Here is a 377-nt window from a genome sequence, read left to right as displayed (position 1 = left end):
CCTAAGGTACCTACTGTGCCAGCATTACCGATTTGTAAGGTAGCACCACTGTTGATGGTGGTGTTCACATAACTGTTAGTGCCAGTGAAGGTGGCGGTGTTCTGACCTGCTTGAGTGAGGTTACCAGTACCACTAATGGCATTAGCGATCGTGATCGCATCAGAGCGATTAAGGATCAAGGTACCGTTATCGGTTACGGTGCCAGTGCCTAAGGTACCTACTGTGCCAGCATTACCGATTTGTAAGGTAGCACCACTGTTGATGGTGGTGTTCACATAACTGTTAGTGCCAGTGAAGGTGGCGGTGTTCTGACCTGCTTGAGTGAGGTTACCAGTACCACTAATGGCATTAGCGATCGTGATCGCATCAGAGCGATT

Annotated in this window: 1 pseudogene; it reads right to left on the bottom strand. The window is 49.1% G+C overall.

Annotated elements, in window-relative coordinates:
• Window positions 1-377: pseudogene (locus ICE90_RS10760) on the bottom strand (autotransporter outer membrane beta-barrel domain-containing protein); the annotation flags it as partial.

This window comes from Polynucleobacter sp. AP-RePozz3-80-G7 (genome assembly GCF_018882145.1).
GTDB lineage: Bacteria > Pseudomonadota > Gammaproteobacteria > Burkholderiales > Burkholderiaceae > Polynucleobacter.
The sequence above is the reverse complement of the archived record's forward strand: the minus strand, read 5'-3'. Positions and strand labels throughout refer to the sequence as shown.